Source organism: Proteus faecis (genome assembly GCF_030286765.1).
GTDB lineage: Bacteria > Pseudomonadota > Gammaproteobacteria > Enterobacterales > Enterobacteriaceae > Proteus > Proteus faecis.
In genome coordinates, this window is the sequence record NZ_JASVWV010000012.1 from 57,290 (window position 1) to 79,627 (window position 22,338).

Annotated in this window: 12 protein-coding genes; 8 read left to right on the top strand and 4 right to left on the bottom strand. The window is 38.2% G+C overall.

The window, feature by feature from the left end:
• Positions 1–61: 61 nt before the first annotated feature.
• Positions 62–322, bottom strand: coding sequence for a 30S ribosomal protein S20 (rpsT, locus tag QSH13_RS14630; RefSeq protein ID WP_004248964.1), 261 nt, complete (start codon positions 320–322; stop codon positions 62–64).
• 431 nt (positions 323–753) lie between these two features.
• Here rpsT and ribF point away from each other — a divergent pair, with 431 nt between their 5' ends.
• The 8 genes from ribF to carB all read left to right on the top strand — a co-directional run bounded on the left by ribF (position 754) and on the right by carB (position 12,424).
• A complete protein-coding gene (gene ribF / locus QSH13_RS14635) occupies positions 754–1,695 on the top strand; it encodes a bifunctional riboflavin kinase/FAD synthetase (RefSeq protein WP_109397106.1) in 942 nt (313 codons plus the stop codon).
• Positions 1,696–1,724: 29 nt separating this feature from the next.
• Entirely contained in the window at positions 1,725–4,535 is a 2,811-nt protein-coding gene (gene ileS / locus QSH13_RS14640; protein WP_286039319.1) for an isoleucine--tRNA ligase, read from the top strand.
• Positions 4,536–4,538: 3 nt separating this feature from the next.
• On the top strand, positions 4,539–5,054 hold the full coding sequence (gene lspA, locus QSH13_RS14645) for a signal peptidase II (RefSeq protein WP_069368642.1): 516 nt from the start codon (positions 4,539–4,541) through the stop codon (positions 5,052–5,054).
• 69 nt (positions 5,055–5,123) lie between these two features.
• On the top strand, positions 5,124–5,594 hold the full coding sequence (gene fkpB / locus QSH13_RS14650) for an FKBP-type peptidyl-prolyl cis-trans isomerase (RefSeq protein ID WP_286039320.1): 471 nt from the start codon (positions 5,124–5,126) through the stop codon (positions 5,592–5,594).
• A complete protein-coding gene (gene ispH, locus QSH13_RS14655) occupies positions 5,575–6,528 on the top strand; it encodes a 4-hydroxy-3-methylbut-2-enyl diphosphate reductase (protein ID WP_023580932.1) in 954 nt (317 codons plus the stop codon). Before fkpB ends, ispH begins: the two co-directional genes overlap by 20 nt.
• A gap of 232 nt (positions 6,529–6,760) precedes the next feature.
• A complete protein-coding gene (dapB, locus tag QSH13_RS14660; protein WP_286039321.1) occupies positions 6,761–7,582 on the top strand; it encodes a 4-hydroxy-tetrahydrodipicolinate reductase in 822 nt (273 codons plus the stop codon).
• 433 nt (positions 7,583–8,015) lie between these two features.
• The gene (gene carA, locus QSH13_RS14665) at positions 8,016–9,179 is read left to right on the top strand and encodes a glutamine-hydrolyzing carbamoyl-phosphate synthase small subunit (RefSeq protein WP_109406833.1); all 1,164 of its coding nucleotides are present in this window, start codon (positions 8,016–8,018) and stop codon (positions 9,177–9,179) included.
• Positions 9,180–9,196: 17 nt separating this feature from the next.
• The gene (gene carB, locus QSH13_RS14670) at positions 9,197–12,424 is read left to right on the top strand and encodes a carbamoyl-phosphate synthase large subunit (RefSeq protein ID WP_286039322.1); all 3,228 of its coding nucleotides are present in this window, start codon (positions 9,197–9,199) and stop codon (positions 12,422–12,424) included.
• Between the two features lie 147 nt (positions 12,425–12,571).
• Here carB and QSH13_RS14675 read toward each other — a convergent pair whose 3' ends face one another.
• The 3 genes from QSH13_RS14675 to QSH13_RS14685 all read right to left on the bottom strand — a co-directional run bounded on the left by QSH13_RS14675 (position 12,572) and on the right by QSH13_RS14685 (position 21,875).
• Positions 12,572–19,648 (bottom strand): Ig-like domain-containing protein, encoded by a 7,077-nt coding sequence (locus QSH13_RS14675; RefSeq protein ID WP_286039323.1) that lies wholly within the window; start codon positions 19,646–19,648, stop codon positions 12,572–12,574.
• A 211-nt stretch (positions 19,649–19,859) separates the two neighbouring features.
• On the bottom strand, positions 19,860–20,690 hold the full coding sequence (gene dkgA / locus QSH13_RS14680; protein ID WP_109397113.1) for a 2,5-didehydrogluconate reductase DkgA: 831 nt from the start codon (positions 20,688–20,690) through the stop codon (positions 19,860–19,862).
• Positions 20,691–20,717: 27 nt separating this feature from the next.
• The gene (locus tag QSH13_RS14685; RefSeq protein WP_286039324.1) at positions 20,718–21,875 is read right to left on the bottom strand and encodes an iron-containing alcohol dehydrogenase; all 1,158 of its coding nucleotides are present in this window, start codon (positions 21,873–21,875) and stop codon (positions 20,718–20,720) included.
• Positions 21,876–22,338: the final 463 nt, after the last annotated feature.

The window sequence follows — 22,338 nt, forward strand, 5'->3', positions numbered from 1 at the left end:
AAAAAGTAGAAAACAAAAAAACCGGCATGAGCCGGTTTTTTTATAACACAAGAAAGCAATATTACATTGCTTTGATTTGTGCTTGCAGATTAGCTTTATGACGTGCAGCTTTATTCTTATGAATTAAGCCTTTAGTTGCCTGACGGTCAACAATTGGTTGCATGTCATTAAATGCTTTTTGTGCTGCTTCTTTATCACCTGAAGCAACTGCTGCGTATACTTTTTTGATGTAAGTACGCATCATAGAACGACGGCTTGCGTTGTGCTGACGACGCTTTTCAGACTGAACCGCACGTTTCTTAGCTGATTTGATATTAGCCAAGTTCCAACTCCCAAATATATTCTAGCGAGGACAAATACAAAGGTGAAGGAATATGCCTTTTCAACCTAAGTTTGTCAATGGATTTATACAAAATTAGCGTCGTTGTACGCGACACTTGTTTCGTTGTGATGGCGCAAGATTTTATCAGTTAAGACGGGTAGAATACAGTCTTTTGAGTGAAAAAATCATCAAAATCGTGTATATGAGTAATAAATAATAGATTCTAAGAGGATCTACGCTTGATTTTATGCGATTTTATAACCAAGAAGTGAGTGATAGTCCATTTTTTGTTTGATGTGAGCAATCAAATCTAAGAATAGCAGTGAATCGACTTGTCGAAATATTACTCATCAATAAACATTGATATATTGGGTTACTCTCAAGCCTTTGACAAGGTATAATCCAATAATTTCCACGGTATTGAGCCAGTTATGGAGCTAATTCGCGGTATACAAAATATTAGAGCGCTACACCACGGTTGCGTTCTGACAATTGGAAATTTTGATGGTGTCCATAGAGGCCATCAGGCATTATTAAAACACTTGAAGCAAGAGGCGTCACAGCGAGGATTACCTACGGTTGTGATGACATTTGAGCCTCAGCCACTGGAGTTCTTTTTACCAGAAAAGGCGCCAGCGCGCCTGACTCGGTTACGAGACAAAATTAAGTATTTAGCTGAATGTGGTATTGATTACCTTTTGTGTGTCAAATTTGATAAACAATTTGCGGCACAAACCCCAGAGGAATTTGTTTCATCACTATTGGTGAATAAATTAGGGGTGAAGTTTCTTGCTATTGGCGATGATTTTCGCTTTGGCAAAAACCGTGAAGGTGATTTTCACTTTTTACAACAAGCCGGTGAAAGATATGGATTTGAAGTCGCTAATACTGAAAGTTATTGCGATAAAGGATTACGTATCAGTAGCACTGCAGTAAGAGAAGCGTTACTCAATGATGATTTAGTCCTTGCTGAATCACTACTAGGGCATCCTTACAGTGTTTGTGGGCGTGTTGTTCATGGTAATGAATTGGGCAGAACCATTGGTTTTCCGACAGCCAATATTCCTATGAAACGCTTAGTTGCACCAGTTAAAGGCGTTTATGCCGTTGATGTCTATTTATCAGATAATCAATCACCTTTACCTGGTGTGGCAAATATCGGAAGTCGTCCTACTGTAAAAGGGAAGGGCGTACAATTAGAAGTTCATTTAATCGACGTTAATATGGATTTATATGGACGTCGTATTGATGTTGTGTTACGAAAGAAATTACGTAATGAACAGCGATTTGCATCACTGGATGCATTAAAGCAGCAAATCGCAGATGATGTGGCTACTGCTAGGGATTTTTTATCGCAGCGGTCGGAGTCATAAACTAGCGGAAAATTGGAACTGAGAATCGAATGAGTGACTATAAAAATACCCTGAACTTACCAGAAACAGGGTTCCCTATGCGCGGGGATTTAGCAAAGCGCGAGCCAGAGATGTTATCACGTTGGTACAAAGACGGTTTGTATCAAGCAATTCGTCAGGCTAAAAGTGGTAAGAAAACATTTATTTTGCACGATGGCCCTCCATACGCTAACGGCAATATTCATATTGGTCACTCAGTAAACAAAATTCTCAAAGATATTATTATTAAATCCAAAGGGCTGTCAGGCTTTGATTCTCCGTATATTCCAGGATGGGATTGTCACGGATTACCTATCGAACTAAAAGTTGAACAAATCGTAGGTAAACCAGGAGAGAAAATATCTGCAGCGCAATTCCGCGAGGAATGCCGTAAATACGCTTACGAGCAAATTGAAGCACAGAAAAAAGATTTTATTCGTTTAGGTGTTCTAGGAGATTGGGAAAAACCTTATCTTACAATGGACTATAAAACTGAAGCGAATACTATCCGTGCGTTAGCGCGCATTATCGCAAATGGTCACCTGTTAAAAGGGGCTAAACCTGTTCACTGGTGTACCGCATGTGGTTCATCACTGGCAGAAGCTGAAGTTGAATATTACGATAAAACTTCACCTTCGATTGATGTGCGTTTCACCGCAGTTGATCCAAACGCAGTTGCTGCAAAATTCCATGCAACAACAGATAAGCCTATTTCTTTGGTTATCTGGACAACAACACCTTGGACATTACCGGCTAACCGCGCTATCGCATTAAATGCAGAATTTAATTATGCCTTAGTCTCTTTTAACGATGAATGCGTGATTTTAGCCGCTGATCTTGTTGAAGATGTAATGAAGCGTATTGGCATCACAAGTTGGACTGTTTTAGGCGAATGTAAAGGTGCTGATTTAGAGTTATTGCGTTTTAATCATCCATTTATGGGCTTTGATGTACCTGCAATTTTAGGTGATCACGTTACTTTAGATGCGGGTACAGGTGCTGTTCATACTGCACCAGGCCACGGCCCTGATGACTTCGTTGTGGGTCAAAAATACGGTTTAGAAGTTGCAAATCCAGTTGGCCCAAATGGTTGTTACTTAGCAGGCACTTACCCAACATTAGATGGTATTTTTGTTTTTAAAGCGAATGATGTCATCGTTGAAATGCTAAAAGAAAAAGGTGCTTTGTTACATCACGAAGCCTTACAGCATAGCTATCCTTGCTGTTGGAGACATAAAACTCCGGTTATTTTCCGTGCTACACCGCAATGGTTTATTGGCATGGATAAAAACGGATTACGTCAACAATCATTAAAAGAGATCAAAGGTGTTAAATGGATCCCTGACTGGGGTCAAGCACGTATTGAATCAATGGTTGAAAACCGCCCAGACTGGTGTATTTCTCGTCAACGTACTTGGGGTACGCCAATGTCTCTGTTTGTTCATAAAGAGACTCAAGAGCCACATCCACGTACTTTAGAGTTGATGGAAGAAGTGGCAAAACGTGTTGAAGTGAGTGGCATTCAAGCATGGTGGGATTTAGATATCCGTGAAGTGCTGGGTGATGACGCTGACGACTATATGAAAACGCCAGATACACTGGATGTTTGGTTCGACTCAGGATCGACACACTCAACGGTTGTTGATGACCGTCCAGAGTACCACGGCAATTCAGCAGATATGTACTTAGAAGGCTCTGACCAACATCGTGGTTGGTTTATGTCCTCACTGATGATCTCGACTGCAATCAAAGGCAAAGCACCTTATCGTGAAGTGTTAACACACGGTTTTACCGTAGACGGTCAAGGTCGTAAAATGTCTAAATCTATTGGTAACACAGTAAGTCCACAAGATGTGATGGATAAACTGGGTGCTGATATTTTACGTCTATGGGTTGCATCAACAGATTATACTGGTGAAATCGCCGTATCAGATGAGATCTTAAAACGTTCTGCAGATACTTATCGCCGTATTCGTAATACTGCGCGTTTCTTCTTAGCTAACTTAAACGGCTTTGATCCGGCTAAACATCAAGTTAAGCCAGAAGAGATGGTAACACTTGACCGTTGGGCTGTAGGCCGTGCAAAAGCAGCGCAAGCTGATATTTTAAAACACTATGAAAATTACGATTTCCATAATGTTATTCAGCGTTTAATGCAGTTCTGTTCAGTGGAAATGGGTTCTTTCTACTTAGATATTATTAAAGATAGACAGTACACCGCGAAAAGCGATAGTGTTGCTCGCCGTAGCTGTCAAACTGCGTTATTCCATATCTGTGAAGCATTAGTTCGTTGGATGGCACCAGTTATGTCATTCACAGCAGATGAGATCTGGAATGAGTTACCAGGTGAACGTGCAAAATATGTCTTAACGGAAGAATGGTATACCGACTTATTTGGCTTAGATGCGTCAGAAACTTTAAATGATGACTACTGGGCTGAGTTACTTGCCGTTCGTGGAGAAGTCAACAAGGTATTAGAGCAAGCTCGTACAGATAAACAACTGCGTGGCTCTTTAGAAGCATCAGTCACTCTATATGCAGATAAAGCTTTAGCAGATAAGTTAAATGCGTTAGGTAACGAACTGCGTTTTGTTTTATTAACATCTCAAGCGAAAGTAGCAGATATTAATGAAGCACCAGAAACGGCATTAGCTTCTGATATGGCGGGGTTAAAAATCGCCTTTAACAAAGCAGATGGCGAAAAATGTCCTCGTTGCTGGCATTATGCGACAGATATCGGTCAAGTAGCGGAACACGCTGAATTATGCGGACGCTGTGTTACTAACGTAGCCGGTAACGGTGAAGAACGTAAGTTTGCTTAATTAATGAAGAAAACACTTTGCTCTACAGGTTTACGCTGGCTATGGCTAGCCGTCGCCGTAGTGGTGTTGGATTTAGGAACGAAACAGTATTTCATGCAGACATTTCGTCTGTATGAATCTGTTGCTGTGATGCCTTTTTTCAACTTCACTTACGCCCATAACTATGGTGCTGCCTTTAGCTTTTTAGCAGATAAAGGGGGATGGCAACGTTGGTTTTTTGCACTGATTGCATTGGCAATCTGCATTACTTTATTGGTAATGATGTATAAAAACAAAGCGAGTGCCAAACTAAGTAACGTTGCTTATGCGCTAATTATTGGCGGAGCATTGGGTAATCTCTCTGATCGTCTGATCCATGGGTTTGTCATCGACTTTCTTGATATTTATATCGGAGATTGGCATTGGCCTACCTTTAATATTGCTGATATGGGGATTTGTATCGGTGCAGGGCTTATTATTATTGAGAGCTTTTTCCCTGATAAAAATGTCAGTCCACAAGATACAAAAAAGCAAAAGTAATCAGACAAGAAGTTAACTAAAATAACCCCTGCCTTATGGCGGGGGTTACGCTTAATAGAAGGTATTAGTATGGTTATGCAGGTACTCAACGACAGCGCAGTGTTGCTGAATTTCACTTTAAAGTTAGCAGATGGCTCTGTTGCTGAATCTACACAAGCGCATGGTAAACCCGCCCTTTTCCGTTTAGGTGATGAAAGTTTATCACCAGCCTTAGAAGCTGAATTATTGGGATTATCTACGGGAGATAAAAAAACCTTTACGCTTGCGGGTGAACATCTTTTTGGTAAATACAATCCTGACTTGATCCAATACTTTATGCCTTCTGACTTTGCTGAGTCTGGTGTGCCAGAGGCTGGCACTATCATGTTATTTACAGCAATAAATGGCAGTGAAATGCCAGGCATTGTAAGAGATGTCACTGAAGATTCTGTAACAGTTGACTTTAATCATCCGTTAGCGTCAGAAGAAGTGACATTTGATATTGAAGTGGTCTGTATTAATCCGGAGGAGGAAACGGCGCATGCAAATACTGCTGGCTAACCCACGAGGCTTTTGTGCTGGTGTTGACCGAGCTATCAGCATTGTTGATCGCGCTCTGGAAATCTATGGTGCGCCTATTTATGTTCGTCACGAGGTTGTTCATAACCGCTATGTTGTTAACGACTTACGTGAACGTGGTGCTATCTTTATTGAAGAAATTTCAGAAGTACCCGATAACGCGATTTTAATTTTTTCTGCTCATGGTGTTTCTCAGGCTATTCGCCAAGAAGCTCGCTCACGTAATTTAACCATGCTTTATGATGCAACTTGCCCATTAGTCACCAAAGTTCATATGGAAGTGGCAAGAGCGAGTCGTAAAGGCAAAGAAGCAATTTTAATAGGTCATGCAGGGCACCCTGAAGTTGAAGGTACAATGGGACAATACAATAACCCTGAAGGGGGAATGTATTTAGTTGAGTCGCCTGCTGATGTTTGGAAATTAGAAGTGAAAGATGAAGATAATCTTTGCTTTATGACTCAAACAACGCTTTCTGTTGATGATACATCTGAAGTGATTGATGCTTTAAATGCACGTTTCCCTAAAATTATTGGGCCTCGTAAGGATGATATCTGTTACGCAACAACCAATCGCCAAGAAGCGGCAAGAGAGCTTGCTGAAAAAGCGGATGTTGTATTTGTAGTGGGGTCTAAGAACTCATCAAACTCAAATCGTTTAGCGGAGCTTGCACAGCGAGCTGGTAAGCCTTCTTATCTTATCGATAGCTTTGAAGATATTGATGAGTCATGGGTAGCTAATGCAAATATTGTTGGTGTTACAGCAGGGGCTTCAGCGCCAGATATTTTGGTTCAACAAGTATTAGAACGTTTAAAAACCTTTGGTGCTGATGATGTGGTCGAATTATCAGGGCGTGAAGAAAATATTGTTTTTGAAGTCCCTAAAGAGCTTCGTCTAGATTATAAAGTTATCGAATAATTTCACTTAAATGTGATCGTGGATTTAAAAAGCAGAGTGAATAACTCTGCTTTTTTTATGCTTAAAATAAAGTTAAATGAATAATCATGCTGTTCATCTCTTTTACTGATAATCACTCGGGTTTTGTGTGTTTTTCTTATCTTGAACGTTAAATGCTGGCATCAAGTGGATGACCTCGTTAATCTGTAAACAATAAATAGAGATAATAAGTATTGTTTAGGAGAATTTAGTTATGTCTGCGAAAGAACTTCGTCTTGCTGTTGTTGGTGCGGGTGGTCGTATGGGGCGCCAATTAATTCAGGCAATTTCTCAACAAGAAGGAACGGTTTTAGGCGCTGCTTTTGAGCGTACTAATTCTTCATTGATTGGCGCTGATGCAGGAGAGTTAGCTGGTATCGGGCATATTGGTGTCACAATTACGGATAATTTGTTGGCTCAAGCGGGTGAATTTGATGTGTTAATTGATTTTACACGCCCCGAAGGAACGCTTTCTCATATTGCATTTTGTGTAGAACAGAAAAAAGGCATGATTATTGGTACGACTGGCTTTGATGATGAAGGCAAAAAAGCGATTGAAAATGCGGCCAACATTATCCCAATTGTGTTTGCTGCTAACTTTAGTGTTGGTGTCAATCTGGTGCTTAAATTACTTGAAAAAGCAGCTAAAGTGATGGGTTCTTACAGTGATATTGAAATTGTAGAAGCACACCATCGTCATAAAGTTGATGCGCCATCGGGTACTGCATTAGCGATGGGTGAATCTATTGCAGATGCATTAGGTCGTGATCTTAAAGAGTGTGCGGTTTATGAGCGTGTAGGGCATACGGGAGAGCGTGATCCTCAAAGTATTGGTTTTGCAACGATCCGTGCTGGGGATATTGTGGGAGAACACACCGCGATCTTTGCTGATATTGGTGAGCGAGTCGAGATAAGTCATAAGGCGTCTAGCCGGATGACCTTTGCAAATGGTGCTGTTAAAGCCTCTATTTGGTTAAGTGATAAAAAGTCTGGTCTTTATAATATGAAAGATGTTCTTTCACTGAAAAATTTGTAGTTTATAGAAAATATAGTTCATTGAAAACTCATGATTATTTTTATAATTATGAGTTTTTTGTTTTATATGTTATTTGTTTTGTTCTTATTTCTTTTTTTTGTTAGTTATCTCTATTTTTTGTTCGTTTTTATCGCTCTTGATACGCGAATTTCTCATTTTCTTCCTTCTTTCTTCGGTTTTTAAATTATTTTGGTAAGCAAACGGTTAAATTTGTCAGATTGATTGTATAAATTGTCACTTGATTAATTAAATTGCTAATGAATGATATTTTTTAAATTAAAAGGTGTTTTTTCTAGACATCTGCTCATTCGATCTTTAGAATGCGCCCAATTTGCCAAAAATTTGCCCAATTTTATGTTTTTGGCATTGATTTAGAGGCTTAAATCTGAATTAATATGCATGAAATGTGATTTGTTATTCTCTGGAGGGCGTTTTGATTAGAAAAGCTATACTGGTTCTAGAAGATGGGACCGAATTCCACGGCAAGTCGATTGGCGCAGAAGGCGCCGCTATCGGTGAAGTCGTTTTTAATACTTCAATGACCGGTTATCAAGAAATACTAACCGACCCTTCTTACTCCCAACAAATTGTTACTCTTACCTATCCCCACATTGGCAACACCGGCGTTAATCATTCAGATGAAGAATCAGAAACAATCCATGCTCAAGGCTTAATCATTCGCGATTTACCATTAGTGATGAGCAATTATCGTGCTCAAGAAACGTTATCTGATTATCTTAAACGCCACAATATCGTTGCTATTGCAGATATTGATACACGTAAGCTAACTCGTTTGTTAAGAGAAAAAGGTGCACAAAACGGTTGTATCATTGCCGGTAAACATCCTGATACCAAACTTGCTCTCGAAAAAGCTAAGGCTTTTCCCGGCTTAAAAGGCATGGATTTAGCCAAAACAGTGACCGTCAAACAGCCTTATCAGTGGACTCAAGGCAGTTGGACGTTAGAAAATGAATTACCAGAGGCGAAATTGGCGACTGAATTGCCATTGCATATTGTGGCATATGATTTCGGTGTAAAACGTAATATTTTACGTATGCTGGTGGATAGAGGATGCCAAGTTACTGTTGTACCTGCTCAAACGTCAGCTCAAGAAGTTTTAGCGCTTTCTCCTGATGGTATTTTCCTTTCTAATGGTCCCGGGGATCCAGAGCCCTGTGATTACGCCATTAACGCCATTCAAACCTTTTTAGCTACTGATATTCCGGTATTTGGTATTTGTTTAGGGCATCAGCTATTAGCATTAGCTAGTGGTGCTAAAACCATCAAAATGAAATTTGGTCATCATGGTGGTAATCATCCTGTTAAAGATTTAGATAAAAATACGGTGATGATCACAGCGCAAAATCATGGATTTGCTGTTGATGAAACATCTCTTCCAGCCAATTTACGTGTGACACATAAATCACTGTTTGATGGCTCTTTACAAGGTATTCATCGTACAGATAAACCTGCATTTAGTTTTCAAGGCCACCCAGAAGCCAGTCCTGGCCCTCATGATGCTGCACCTCTTTTTGATCACTTTATCGAGCTTATCGCGCAATATCGTCAAAACCTGCAACCAGTGATAACAAAATAAATCAGGAGTGAAAGAAAATGGCTAAAAGAACAGATATCAAAACAATCCTGATTTTAGGGGCTGGACCGATTGTTATCGGACAAGCGTGCGAATTTGACTATTCAGGCGCTCAAGCATGCAAAGCCCTGCGTGAAGAGGGATATCGGGTTGTTTTGGTAAATTCAAATCCTGCAACCATTATGACCGATCCTGAAATGGCCGATGCAACGTACATCGAGCCTATTCACTGGCAAGTTGTGAGAAAAATTATTGAAAAAGAGCGCCCTGATGCGGTATTACCGACAATGGGGGGGCAAACGGCACTGAACTGTGCGCTAGAACTAGAGCGCCAAGGTGTTTTAGCTGAGTTTGGTGTCACCATGATCGGAGCAACAGCCGATGCAATTGATAAAGCAGAAGATAGACAGCGCTTTGATAAAGCGATGAAGAAAATCGGCTTAGATACTGCTCGTTCAGGTATTGCACATAACCTTGATGAAGCTTTTGCTGTCGCTGAACAAGTTGGTTTTCCTTGTATTATTCGCCCTTCATTTACGATGGGTGGAACAGGTGGTGGGATAGCCTATAATCGTGAAGAATTTGAAGAAATCTGTATTCGAGGTTTAGATTTATCGCCGACCAATGAATTGTTAATTGATGAATCACTCATTGGTTGGAAAGAGTATGAAATGGAAGTGGTGCGCGATAAAAACGACAACTGCATTATCGTCTGTTCTATCGAAAACTTTGATGCAATGGGAATTCATACGGGAGATTCCATTACTGTCGCGCCAGCACAGACACTTACCGACAAAGAATATCAAATTATGCGTAATGCCTCGATGGCGGTATTACGTGAGATAGGTGTTGAAACTGGCGGTTCTAACGTTCAGTTTGCTGTTGATCCTAAAACAGGACGTTTGATTGTTATTGAAATGAATCCTCGGGTTTCTCGTTCATCAGCGCTTGCATCTAAAGCAACAGGTTTCCCTATTGCGAAGGTTGCTGCAAAGTTAGCGGTAGGCTATACCCTCGATGAGCTGATGAATGACATCACCGGTGGGAGAACGCCAGCCTCTTTCGAACCTTCTATTGATTATGTTGTGACAAAAATTCCTCGCTTTAACTTTGAAAAGTTTGCAGGAACCAATGACAGATTAACAACGCAAATGAAATCTGTTGGCGAAGTGATGGCAATTGGTAGAACACAACAAGAATCCTTGCAAAAAGCGTTACGAGGCCTTGAAGTTGGGGCGACAGGATTTGATCCTAAAGTCGATTTAGATGACCCTGAAGCATTAACGAAAATTCGCCGAGAGCTAAAAGATGCAGGCTCAGACAGAATTTGGTATATCGCAGATGCTTTCCGAGCAGGATTGTCTGTTGATGGGGTATTTAACCTCACTAATATTGATCGCTGGTTCTTAGTTCAAATAGAAGAAATCGTTCGTCTTGAAGAAAAAGTTAGCGAAGTCGGTATAAAAGGATTAAACGCTGATTTCTTGCGACAACTAAAACGTAAAGGTTTTGCTGATGCGCGTTTAGCGAGAATACTTAACGTAAAAGAGCATACTATTCGTCAATTACGTGAACAGTATCAACTCCATCCTGTTTATAAACGTGTTGATACTTGTGCTGCAGAGTTTGCTACAGATACGGCTTATATGTACTCGACTTATGAAGAAGAGTGCGAAGCAAACCCAAACCAAGATAAACCTAAAGTGATGATCTTAGGTGGAGGGCCAAACCGCATAGGTCAAGGGATTGAATTTGATTATTGTTGTGTTCATGCGGCGCTTGCATTACGTGAAGACGGCTACGAAACCATTATGGTGAACTGTAACCCAGAAACGGTTTCAACAGATTATGATACTTCTGACCGACTCTATTTTGAACCGGTTACATTAGAAGATGTGCTTGAAATTGTGCGTATCGAAAAACCGAAAGGGGTTATCGTGCAATATGGTGGACAAACACCATTAAAATTAGCCAGAGCGTTAGAAGCTGAAGGTGTACCAGTGATTGGGACAACACCAGATGCTATTGATAAAGCAGAAGATCGTGAACGTTTCCAAAAAGCCGTTGATAAATTAGGACTTAAACAGCCTGAAAACGCGACTGTGACCGCTTTAGAAGAAGCGGTAGAAAAAGCACAATCGATTGGCTATCCGCTGGTGGTTCGTCCTTCTTATGTACTTGGTGGGCGCGCCATGGAAATTGTTTATGACGAAGTTGATTTACGTCGCTATTTCCAAACAGCAGTGAGTGTGTCGAATGATGCCCCTGTCTTATTAGACCGTTTTCTTGATGATGCGATTGAAGTCGACATTGATGCGATTTGTGATGGTAAACAAGTCGTGATTGGCGGCATTATGGAGCATATCGAACAAGCAGGTGTTCACTCTGGAGACTCTGCCTGCTCATTGCCTGCTTATACCTTAAGCAAAGAAATTCAAGATGTGATGCGTAAACAAGTCCGTGAACTTGCTTTTGAATTAGGTGTAAAAGGGTTAATGAATGCACAATTCGCAGTGAAAGGTGATGATGTTTATCTTATTGAAGTTAATCCTCGAGCCGCTCGTACTGTGCCTTTTGTGTCGAAAGCTACAGGTGTGCCATTAGCCAAAGTCGCTGCGCGTGTCATGATTGGCCAAAGCCTTGAAGAGCAAGGGGTAACAAAAGAAGTTATTCCACCTTATTATTCTGTAAAAGAAGTGGTTTTACCTTTCAATAAGTTTGCAGGTGTTGATCCTATTTTAGGACCTGAAATGCGTTCAACAGGCGAAGTTATGGGGGTTGGAGCAACCTTTGCTCAAGCCTTTGCTAAAGCGATGTTAGGTAGCAACTCGACCATGAAGCAAAAGGGGAGAGCGCTTCTTTCTGTGCGAGAGGGTGACAAAAAACGAATTGTTGATTTGGCAACGAAATTGCTAAAAAGTGGATTTGAATTAGATGCGACACATGGTACCGCTATTGTATTAGGCGAGGCAGGAATTAATCCACGCTTAGTCAATAAAGTTCATGAAGGTAGGCCGCATATTGAAGATAGAATTAAAAATAGTGAATATGACTATATCGTTAACACAACTTCTGGTCGTCAAGCTATTGAAGATTCTAAAATTATTCGCCGTAGTGCTTTAAGATATAAAGTTCACTATGACACGACGTTAAATGGCGGATTTGCGACAACACTGTCATTAACGGCGGATCCTACAGCAAGCGTTATTTCGGTTCAAGAGATGCATAAAAAGATAAATAAAGCTTAAGTTTATTTATTGTCATAATAATGATCCCGAATATAAGGAATCTTGTATTCGGGATTTTTCTATTTCTCTTCAAAAAAGAAAATTTCATGGAAAAAAAGCCACATTATCTTAAAAATAATGTGGCTTTGAATCTAATTTGTTTGTTTATTAATAGGCGCCGTTTGAGCCATTCCAGTTGAAATTCTTAGTGACTACTTGTTTATTTCCATATACATCTAAGATTAGTTTAAATACACCATAACCTGAGTCATTAATCTTACATTCTTTATCAATAGCATATTGTGATGATGTTGTCTTAAATTCATAAATTCCCCCCAAGTTTTTATTCAAGGTAAAAGAATCTGGATAATTTACATTTTTATTAATTTCTCCTTGTGATAAATTCGATGAATTTAACGTTATATCATTTATTGTTGCAGTTAACGTGATTGGATAAAGTAATTTTTTAGCATCACCCTTAAATTCAATTCTAGGTACTACTGTAAAGTGTACGGCGCTTGTTCCCCATGCGTCTTGGCAATTTGGTGCTGAGCTACCACTATCTGTATATAAAAATTGAGAATTGAGATGAATTAAAAATAAATTTGCAGCCGTTTGTGCGGAAATAGATTTAACCGCAATGTTATATTCTTTAGGATAAGATTTATTATTGGAATCAAAAGTGATCACTTTTAATTTCAAATTTTGTGGCTTATTAATATAAGATTCTGGTGGAGAGATAATAACAGGATCAGTTATATTGTTTTTAGGGCTATAATTTTGTCTTTCCACTAATTGAATCAAATTATTCTTGTCATCATACAGTTCAAAGTTAATAGCATGAGGTGTTTTTATTGAGCTCCAATTAACAGTAAAGCTATTATCTGAGATGTAAACAGGTTGCCAAGATAAATTGTTAGCATTTGAAGCAAGCGTTTCTCTACCGGCAGACTGAAATTTTACTGAATCAATCGTAATATAAGGTGCAGGTTCTACCATAATATTATAACTATTATCGTTGTCATGATAATAAACATCATCTTTAATTGATAATGTGAGCGTGGCTTTTCCGACACCTAAGTGGGTGATTGTACCTTCCGGAGTCACTTCTACAACACTTGGTTTACTACTACTCCAAATGGCATTAATACCAGTAGGCAGTGTAGGAGTAGGTGCCTGAGCAGTCAATAAGCCACTCGACAATGCATCAACAATTAATGTTTCATCTGAATTTTTAAAATGATAATTTATTGTGCCTTTATCTTGTGTGTAATTAATGATTATACTCGATGACTTAAATTGTTCTGTTGCTTGAGATAACACGGTAATAGGTGTATCGCCTGGTTTTATCGGTGTAATTTTTCCTTGTTCATCGACTGCTATTATAGCTTGTTTGTAATTGACAAATTGTTTAGGTGGTGGGTTGTTTGTAGCATCTTTATTGCTATATAAAAGCACCACTTGTTGGGGAATATTATCATTCCAAATGGAGTTTAATTGAGTTTCTTTTGCTGCTAGCCCAACATCCGCTTTCTCAATCACCAACGGATAACTACTTTGAGCTGGTTGATATTGATTATTACCTGATGTTTGTAGTGTGATAACAGTAGTACCTGCTTTTTTCATCGCAATGCTACCGGTCGCCGTATCAATAGAGGCAATGGTCGGATCTGAGCTAGACCACATCACGTTAATATTATTAGGTACTCCCGTATAACCTAGAGCGCTAATAGGTGCTGAAGCATAGGTTTCTTGCTGGATTTGTTTATCAAAAATAATATCAGGTTTCGGGATAGTGACTTTAATGGTTAATGGTTTTGCAATAGTTAATCCTTCCGCTTCAGCTGTTAAGATGATATCTGTTTTAACATTTGAAGTAAGATTGGTTTGATATTTACCATTTCCTAATGAATTTAGTGGGTTATCACTAAAGTTAGGCTTACCATTGGTTGTTTTTATCGAAACTTTTTTGCCATCAATAGTATTATTGTATTTATCCATTAAATTTACAGTGAGTAGAGCGCTATCTTTATTATCTCCCCCTATTGATTGACGGTTACTGCTAAAGGTTGATTTATTAGTATCAATATTCGTTGGATTTACAGTGACATCTTGAATTGACTTATGATTATTTAAATCAAGATAAGCACTCATTTTTAAGATACCAGCAACAGTACTGGTGACTTTTGTTCTAGCAATACCATTTGTATCTGTATAAGTACTAAAGTCATAGTCATTAGCTAAACCTTGTAACTTCCAAGATACAATAACATTAGGCAATATATTGTCATTAGCATCGACAATGGTTGCTTGATAATTAACACCGTTATCTCCGGCAATCATGCTTATTCTATCGACATTGACAGATTTGATTTGCCAGGTTGTTGCATCTGCACGAAGTTGTAAGGTTTTTTGTTTTTTAAAATCAACACCATTAACTTTAACACTTAATTGTGCTGTACCTGATTTAGTTCCCGTAGCTTCAATTTCATAGTGGCCCGGTGAGACTTGTTTAGCTGGGCTAAACTGAATTATTGGATTGTTAGAGATCCCCTCCACTTGCTGATCTGGCAGAATATTACCGCCTTTATCTTTAATCGTTAAAGTGAGTAATGCTTTATCTGTGCCGTTAGCGATGATTGTTGCCGGGATTAAGTTGATTTCTGAACTGTTTTCATCAACATTATCAGCGACAAAATTAACATCGGGTGCTGGGTAACTACCTGAAATTAATACGGCATTAACTTTAGCAATACCTGCCGGATTACGTGTTAATTCAACATCAGCAATACCTTTGTTGTCTGTAAATGTCAGCGGTTTAGCAAGTAAGCTATCTTTATCCGTCGTCCATGTCACACTGACGCCACTGTTAACAGGATTGTTATTTTTATCGCTGATATAAGCGTGATAAACGATGGTATCGCCAGCATGAGGTTGTGTATTACTTATCACAAATTTATCAACTTTGGCTGTCTGGTTATTAGGCAGAACAGTTAATCGCGCTGTTTGTGTGAGTGTGGACGAATTAACTTTAGCACTGATTGTGGTTTGACCTGCTTTTAATGCACTAACTTGAGCTTGATAAACCCCAGTTGAGATTTCATTAAATGCAGTTGTAGTTGCGGTTAAATCAGTACTGTATTTAATGCTGATTTTGCTCGCCAGTCCGGTTAATAAATTATCGTATTTATCTTTTAACGTTAACGTAATTTGAGAGTGGCCCGTTTCAGAAATAATAGTATCAGGGATAAGTGATAATTGAGATTTATCAACAGAAATCACATCAGTATTAAAGTTAATCAGATGGTCTGCATCAAGAGATTGTTGGCTATCAAGCATCGCTGTAACTTGTGCCGTACCTGCTTGTGTACTGCTTAAGGCTATTTCTGCAATCCCATTTTTATCTGTTTTACTGATAGGTAATGAAAGTTTGCCTAGAGAAGTTAACCAACCCACAGCAATACCTTCCATACTTGGATTACCTTGTTTATCAACAATTTTTGCACGGATAACAACTTTATCTGTTCCATTTGCGGTGACATCAAAAGGCGCGATAACATTAACCGCATTAATTATGGCATTTTGCTTATCTGCGATAAAACCAAGAGGTTGAGTTAAATTAAAGGTATTACTTGCATTCGTATATTGGGCACGAATAAGACTAACACCTTCTTGTTTACCGTTGATGGTTGTTTGATAAATGCCGGTATTGATTTCTTTGAGTGCACTAAATTTAATGGTGTTGTTATCACCAGAGAGAGCGATAAATTTATTTTGTTTCGGAACTGGATTACCAAATTTATCTTTTAAGTTTATTGTACCAGTAGCAAGTGATTGACCATTGGCAATAATAGATTGAGGTTCAATCAAAAATGAACTTTGTGATGCATTGACTTGACCAGCAATAAAACGAAGATTTTTTGTGGCGCTTTGGCTATTTTCCAGTGTTGCTGTGACAGTTGTAGTTTGTGCTTCAGTTCCTTTTATTACAACTTGTACATTACCATTGTCATCAGTTTTCACCATATTCTCACTCAACACATTATGAGTTGAATGCCAGAATACAGATTGTTTTATTAATGGATTATTTTGAGCATCCGTAACATGTGCCATTAAAGTTATTGTATCGTTATTATCTGCAATCGCTTCTGTTTTGTTATTTACAGTCGTTAAGACAATATTGGCACTATTGGGATCGGCAATAGCGGTGAGTGTTACTTGTGCTTTTTCTTTATTTGAAAGAGTAGCAATAATCTCTGTTGTACCTGCTTTTTTGGTTTGAATTTTATTGGTTGTCTGCCCTTGATTGTCGGTCACACTCTTTTGTTTATCGAGAGTGGTTGAGGCACTAGATTGCCATTCGACGGTGACATTAGGTAATTTATTACCAAATTTATCTTTCACCACTGCGGTGAGTATCGCTTGTTCTTTATTGTCTGCAATTAATTCGGTTTTATTCGAAGTTAAAGTGATTAAACCTTGTTGGTTATTAGCAACAAAAGTAATAGGTAATGCATCGAGTGATTCATTACTGATACTGGCTGTAACAATAACATCAAAGGCTTGAGTACTCGTTACTGTTGTTTGAGCAATACCTTGGTTATTTGTTGTTGAAACATCATTAATCGAAACAATCTGTTGATCACGGTTCGTAGACCAAATGACTTTCGCATTCGGTAAGATGTTGTGATTTTTATCTTCAACGACAGCAGTAAACGTTACTGCTGTTTTACCATCAGCAATATAAGGGGGAGCCGATGGTGTCACTGATATAATTTTACCGTTGGATAGATCGGCAATAAATTGCGTTGTCTTTTTCGTGTCTATTTTATTAACCCGTGCTATTACTGTGGTTATGCCCGCTATTTTGCTGGTCATAGTTGTTGATGCATTACCTTCACTATCTGTCAGTAATTCAGTTTTTTTAAGTTGAGCTTGATTATCTGCAAATAATTGAATTTTGGCATTGGGAACAGGGTTGTTATTTTTATCAATGATATTGAAAGTAATTAATTTTTCATCCGTTCCATTGGCAAATGAACTATTTGGACTAATAGTGAAAGTATTTATTTTTGCTGAATTAATATCGGCAATAAAATTAACACTAGTTGAATAGGTAATATTTTTAACACTCACATTAATGATGCTTTTACCTATATGTGTATTGGTGATTGGAACAATGATTTTACCTTCCGCATCTGTATTTGCTTGCCCAATAATCGTTGCCCCATTATCCGCAGTAAAAGAGACGGGATAGTTAGGAATTCTATTCGCATTAATATCAGTGACGATAACTTGAATTTTATTTTGGCTTTTACCATCAGCAGAAGCATTGTTTTTGATTACGGTTAATCCTCCTTTTGCAATAATGGCGGAATGCGTATCAGCGACAAAAGTCACTTGTGCCTGATTAAAGGTGTTATCCCTAAATTTAGGTGTCAATGTTACAATTTCAGGTGTACTTCCTGCGGTGATGGTGACTTGATATTTCCCCGCATCAATTCTACTGAAATGTGAAACTTGGCTATTACTGGCTGGGTTATCAGATTGAATATTTAATGACAGTTCTTTTAGATTGATATCAATGGGAAGTTTATCATTATCAAGGATTGATAAAGTCAGATTTTGTGCAGAATGATTATCCGCAGGCAGTTGTGTTGTTTTTGGCGTAAATTGACTGTTTTGCGTATTAATCGCAGATTGATCAACCGTGACTTGACTCTGTACTGGATCAGAACGATTACCTTGTTCATCAATAGCAACGGCACTTATTGTGTAGCTATTTTTTTCAGATGAACCAGCAATATGACGAGGAAGAATAATTGAGTAATTAAGATTATTATTATGATTAATCTTACCTCCATTGGCGATTAAGCGACTCGCAGACCATTCAATATGTTTAACTGGGTATTTAGAGTGAACTTGCACACCTAAATCTTTTTCTTCTTTTGCGTAACCATTAATTGTTGGTGCAATAGAGAGGAATACTAAGGTTTTCTTTTTATATTCAAGAACAATGTCGTTGTTTCTATTGACAAAATCATAGCGACTTCCTGACATTAAACGTGTTGCTCGAACATTATCAGGATTAAGTTGTGAAGAGAGTGATTCTCCAAGTCGATATTGGATATTCACATCAAATTTATTATCACTATTATCGTTTAAACCAAAGCGACGTTCAGCACCGAAGGTAATTAAAGGCACTGGCGTATAAGTAAGGCCTGCTGTATAAGCGTGAGGGTTTTCTTGACGATTATCTTTGCCAAATAATCCGACTTCTTTACCATAATATTGTTCAAAAATCAGTTTTGCACCTAATTGTGGATAAGTCGGCAGGTAGCCTTCTGTTCGAATATCCCAACCATTAGCAGGACGTTCGTTATAATCTATAACATCGTCAGAGGTACGCCAGTTAGATAGACGGTGGTAGTGATTTATACTTAATTTAAAATAGTCTCGCCATACTTCAGCACCGACACCAAAACGGCTGTGATAACGACTTAAATCGTAGTCATAAAAAGCGTTAAGACCAACCATAAATTTATCAGTAAAATGTCGGTAACCAATACCTTGGTTGAATTGGCTACGAGAATCTTTGCGGTGATAGCTGGTTTGAGAAAAAACTAAGTTCTTTTTACTATCATAGAGTGGAATAAGAAGATCTGCAGAGCTTCCTTCCAAAGTGAATTTTTTATCCGTTGAAAGTGAAACTTGAGCATGACCAAACTGATTTAGCCACTGTTCTATTTGTTGATTGGCTTTACTTGATATTTTGCTTATTGCATATTGTGTTGCATCAGTATCTTTATTTAATAAAGATGAGTTATCGACAATAATTTGTGCAAGCTCTTGCTCATTTGTCGTTGGAATAGCGGTATTTTGATTGTTATCTAACCATTTTTTTGTTGATAAAGGTTCACTAGGTATATTAAGAGTAATACCTGTTTTTATTTTTAATTTTCCAACTAAAGAAACATAATCAGGATTAGCTTCAATAAGTCTAAATAATTTTATATTGAATTTTTTCGCAATAGATTCAGGGGTATCATTAGCTTGAACCTGATAAGTGTTTTGGCTTTTTATTAAATTAATCGTTTGTTTTTCTAGATTATTTTCTTTTGCAAAAACATTAGCAGGGATCGTTGCCGAGATGGGAAATGCTAATTGAATAAAGATATTAAACCAAGCAACTTTCTTTGTGATAGAAGAAAGTTGAGGTGTTAGTCCACTTTTAAAATTTATCATTTTTAAACTCACCGTAACAAATAATGATGAGATTCTCGTATTTATAGATGTATTAGATATCAGAAAGTGAACGTCAATTAATTAATTTATAGATATATAAAAAATTGAGACCAGAAAATAAAAATGGAAAGCGAAAAGAGGACGGAATATTTTGTTATAGAAGAGCCAATAGAAAATCTATTCTATTGGCTTTTTAATTAAGGAATAAAAATTAGATATCGACAAAGAGGTCAGGATCAGGGCCTAAACGTTTTTTCTGTTCAAGAACGGTAATTTCAGCGACTTCTTCTTTTTCTAATTTAAAATCAAAAATATGGAAGTTTTCTTCAATACGAGAAGGTGTAACTGATTTTGGAATAACCACAAGCCCGCTGTCTAAATGCCAGCGCAAAACAATTTGCGCTGGGGTTTTATGGTATTTTTCAGCCAGTTTTTGAATAATGGGCTGATCAAAGACACCTTCACCACCTTGTGCTAATGGGCTCCAAGATTCCGTCACAATATTATGAGTAGTGTTCCAGGCTCTTAATGGTGCTTGTTGCATTAATGGATGAATTTCAATCTGATTAATAACAGGAGTTACACCTGTTTCTGTAATGATGCGTTCCAGATGTTCTTCTTTAAAATTACAGACACCAATGCTTTTTACTAATCCTTCTTTTTGCAGAATAATCATTTGTTTCCAAGCTTCGACATAAAGCTCTCGAGAAGGTGCTGGCCAATGCATTAAATAGAGATCGACATAATCAAGTTGTAAACGCTGGAGACTTTCTAATAAAGCACCACGGGCATGAGACTGATCGTTATTCCATAATTTCGTTGTGATAAACAGTTCATCACGAGGAACGGTGAGCTGTTTTAACGCTTTACCTACACCTTCTTCATTGTGATAAATCGCTGCTGTATCGAAAAGACGATAGCCTGTATCAAGTGCATGATGAATAGCTTTAACAACTTGATGATTATCTGCTTTCCACACACCAAGACCAAGTTGTGGGATGGTATTTCCATCAGATAATTTGATCAGTTTAGGTTTATCCATTTCTACCTCCAGAGTCGCATAAAGTACTTAGAGTGCCGCTGTATAAATACGTTGACTGACTTCTAATGTGATATCTTGATGCTCACCCAGTGCAATTTGTCCATGTTCTTCCAATTTTCGCACTAATGCGGGAATATCTTCTTCACTGATTTTGAAATCAGCCAGTCGAGTTCTAAGTCCCATTAATTCAAAGAATTTTCGAGTTTCATTAATTGCAGTTTCAATTTTAAACGCGTCAGAACCTTGGTTTATGTCCCAAACTTTTTGTGCATATTGAATTAACTTGCCGTATTTAGCTTGGCGTTTTTCATTTAATAATGCAGGTAAAACAATAGCGAGGGTTTGCGCATGATCGAGTCCGTGTAAAGCCGTGAGTTCGTGACCTAATGCATGTGTAGCCCAATCTTGAGGAACACCCACACCAAGAATACCATTTAGCGCTTGTGATGCCGTCCACATTATATTAGCACGGATATCATAGTCTGTAGGTGATGTCAGTGCTTTTGGCCCTTGATCAATCAAAATACGTAAAAGGCCTTCGGCATACTCATCTTGTACACGAGCATTCACTGGATAAGTGAGATATTGCTCTAAGATATGAATAAAAGCATCAACAACACCGTTGGCTGTTTGTCTTGGTGGTAAAGAATAAGTGGTTGTTGGATCTAAAATAGCACAATGAGGATAAATATGAGGACTGGCAAAGCTCTGTTTATCCATTGTCTGTTTTCTGCTGATAACAGAAAAACTGTTGGTTTCAGTGCCTGTTGCCGGAAGTGTTAATACACAACTTAAAGGTATCGCTTTTTCAATGACTTTACCGCGACTTGTTACAATTTCCCATGGTTCGCCTTTATAAGGGATAGCGGCTGCAATAAATTTAGTACCATCAATAACGGAACCGCCACCGACGGCTAATAAATGTGTGATACCGTGATATCTGGCGTAAGAAACTGCTTTCATTAGTGTTTCATAGGAAGGATTCGGCTCAATACCGCCAAACTCATGTATTTGGTAGCCTGGCAGTGCAGTATAGATTTGTTCTAAAACACCATTGCGTTTAATACTGCCCCCACCATAAGTAAATAGAATTCTTTCATTTTTTCCGATTTCAGAACGTAGTTTTTCTATTTGCCCTTGACCAAAATGAAGGCGAGTGGGGGAGTAATAAGTAAAGTTTTGCATTTGGTATCCACCTTAATTCATTGTTCTGAATATACAGTTATGACAAATCATCAGGAAAAAGTGTTTTACTGTATCTAGATAAAATAACATGACATCAATATAACTATAAGGTTATGGAAATGAGAATGGAATGGCTTTTCTTATGACCATAACGGTTCATATTGTTATTAATTTATAAGGAGTGATATGGAAAGTCATTATTTAACATTAAACCAAGGACACTGGGATAAACAAGCAGCAATGGAAAATCAGTGGTCGAAACCTGTTAATGATGACGATATTATCGCGGCTAAAAAGCCTTGAGGAAGTCCATTTAACGTCAAATCCCGTTAAAAATGAGTGGGTAGCGAATAGGTGCGCTTTTATAATCCCATTGTTTTTATTGCAAGATTTTATTGAAGACTTCGCTTCTTATACACGTTTTTGGGTTGATAACTATATTCCTATGTTTCTCGCATCAAAA